Genomic DNA, 2,604 nt, shown 5'->3' on the forward strand with positions numbered 1-2,604 from the left:
TGATTAATAATTGTTTGAGCTAAATTTAATTGTTTTATTAAATCTTCTTTTATGGCATTATTTCTTGCCGTTGAAGAACCTTTAATATCACTTTGGCCATATAGTGGAATTACATCCTCAAAAACAATATCTTTTAAATTATTAACTTTTGTATTATTTATTTCAGATTCAAATAAAATATCTTCTACAGCTTCATAAAATTTCCATTTTACAGAAGGATGTAGCGATGTGTAGTTTTCTTGAATAATAGATTCTAACTTAGTTTCGTATTCATCCATAAATCTATGGATGGCAATTTTAAAAACAGGGGTAATATCTCTTAATTTGTTGGCATTTATAGAGTTAAGTTCGTATTTTTTTGTAGAAACAATTTCTAAAACATTTAATAATCCTTCTTTTATCTTTAACGGAATTAAAATTACACTTTCTATTTGGTGTTTATTTAAGGCTTTGTAAAACTTGTTGTAATTGGTTGCTCTTCCATATTTTTCAACATCAGAAATACTTACTAACTCACCTTTTTTAAACAAGTTGCTAAAAATTCCTGAACAAAAGAAATCACTACATTTTTCGTTACAATTTCCAGATTGAATAAAACTATTTTGATTTTTATAATTTTTAAATAGAATATCACTTTCTTTAGAATTATAGGTAGAAAAACCAATTTTTATATTTTTAGAATTGTATAAACTACCAATGCTTTTTTCGAGTTCAATAAACGTATTGTCATCTTTTCTAAGCAAATCTTGCTTTATTTTAGACAAGGATTCATCTTGTGTAACATCAAATAAATTTACAATCCCAAAACCTCTAAAATTATAACTGTTTGGAGGGAATTTCTCTTTCCATAAATCTATATTATCAAAATTATCTAACAACACTTTAATATCGTCTTCTGTAATTTTTGGAGCATTTTCAGATGGTTCTACCTTAAAAAAATCTCCATTATATAAAGTTCGGTAATGTTTTACAATACCTGTATTCTTGTTAGGAATATCGTAATAAAAAGGTCTTTTAAAATCTATAACAGTATCATAACAATAGGCTAAAATAAAAGTACAAGCCATAATGTATAAATTTTCACTTTCATAATTTCTCAACTCCAATTTATAGTCATTACCTGCTGCATCTATAATTTGCTCAAAACGCTTCGATAATTTGAAGGTTGTAAATTCAAAAGGAATACTGGCAGCTTTAATTTCGTTTGTTTGCAATAATTCTGGAAAAAGAAGATCTAATAAACGGTCTATTTGAACATTGTATTTTTCTAAATAACTAGAATCTTCAAAGCCATCTCTAAGCTCTGGGTAGTTTTTATATTCATCTAAAAGCTGCACGGCAAAGCTATTTAATAAATGATTTTTATCTTTAGCAATAGTCTCTAAATATATAAAAATTGCCTCAAAACTAATTTTATGTTTTAATGGTAATTCAGATTTAGTTGTATTGTTTGACGGTATAATTTTCATTTCTTCTAGATTTATTAACATCCAAGCGTAAACTTTGTCGCTCAAAAGCATTCAAAATTACAGTAAATATGGCAAATTCCAGTTTCCATTGTTACATTGTGTTTAATATTTTTTAATATAGCTTGTGAATAAACATTAAAATGAATTATTTTTACCTTTCAAAACTTATAAAATGAGTACTATAAATTGGAAGACAGTAAAGAAATTTGAAGATATTACCTATAAAAAAAGTGGGGGAGTTGCCCGTATTGCATTTAACCGACCAAATGTTAGAAATGCCTTTAGACCAAAAACAACTAGTGAATTGTTAGAAGCATTTCACGACGCACAAGAAGATTTAAATATTGGCGTGGTTTTATTAAGTGCCGAAGGACCTAGCACTAAAGATGGTGCGTATAGTTTTTGCAGCGGAGGCGATCAACGTGCACGTGGGCACCAAGGTTATGTTGGTGAAGATAATTACCACAGATTAAATATTTTAGATGTACAACGTTTAATTCGTTTTATGCCAAAAGTTGTAATTGCAGTAGTGCCGGGTTGGGCTGTTGGTGGCGGACATAGTTTGCACGTAGTGTGCGATTTAACCTTAGCAAGTAAAGAACACGCAATTTTTAAACAAACTGATGCCGATGTTACTAGTTTTGATGGTGGTTACGGATCGGCATATTTAGCTAAAATGGTGGGACAAAAAAAAGCACGTGAAATATTTTTCTTAGGAAGAAATTATTCTGCACAAGAAGCTTTTGAAATGGGCATGGTAAATGCTGTAATTCCACATGACGATTTAGAAAATACTGCTTATGAGTGGGCACAAGAAATTTTAGAAAAATCTCCAACGTCTATAAAAATGTTAAAATTTGCTATGAATTTAACCGATGACGGAATGGTAGGACAACAGGTTTTTGCTGGAGAAGCAACTCGTTTAGCGTATATGACAGAAGAAGCAACAGAAGGTAGAAATGCCTTTTTAGAAAAGCGGAAACCAAATTTTGATAAGAAGTATTTGCCTTAATTAATTCTTTTTTATCCCTTAAAATAGCTGGTAAATTAGTATTTTTATTACTAAATAACAAGTTTTAGCAAATACCGATAAAAATTAAATGAGAGTATACTTAGGTAAACAGATTTATAATAA

The 2,604-nt window shown here is 29.2% G+C and carries 1 protein-coding gene and 1 pseudogene; one reads left to right on the top strand and one right to left on the bottom strand.

What is annotated here, in order from left to right; translation table 11 throughout:
* Window positions 1-1,469: pseudogene (locus AB1Z17_RS02570) on the bottom strand (GAF domain-containing protein); the annotation flags it as partial.
* Window positions 1,470-1,641: 172 nt separating this feature from the next.
* Here AB1Z17_RS02570 and AB1Z17_RS02575 point away from each other — a divergent pair.
* A complete protein-coding gene (locus AB1Z17_RS02575; protein WP_368050226.1) occupies window positions 1,642-2,481 on the top strand; it encodes a 1,4-dihydroxy-2-naphthoyl-CoA synthase in 840 nt (279 codons plus the stop codon).
* Window positions 2,482-2,604: the final 123 nt, after the last annotated feature.

Origin of the sequence: Lutibacter sp. (genome assembly GCF_040883305.1) — a bacterium.
Taxonomy (GTDB): Bacteria; Bacteroidota; Bacteroidia; order Flavobacteriales; family Flavobacteriaceae; genus Lutibacter.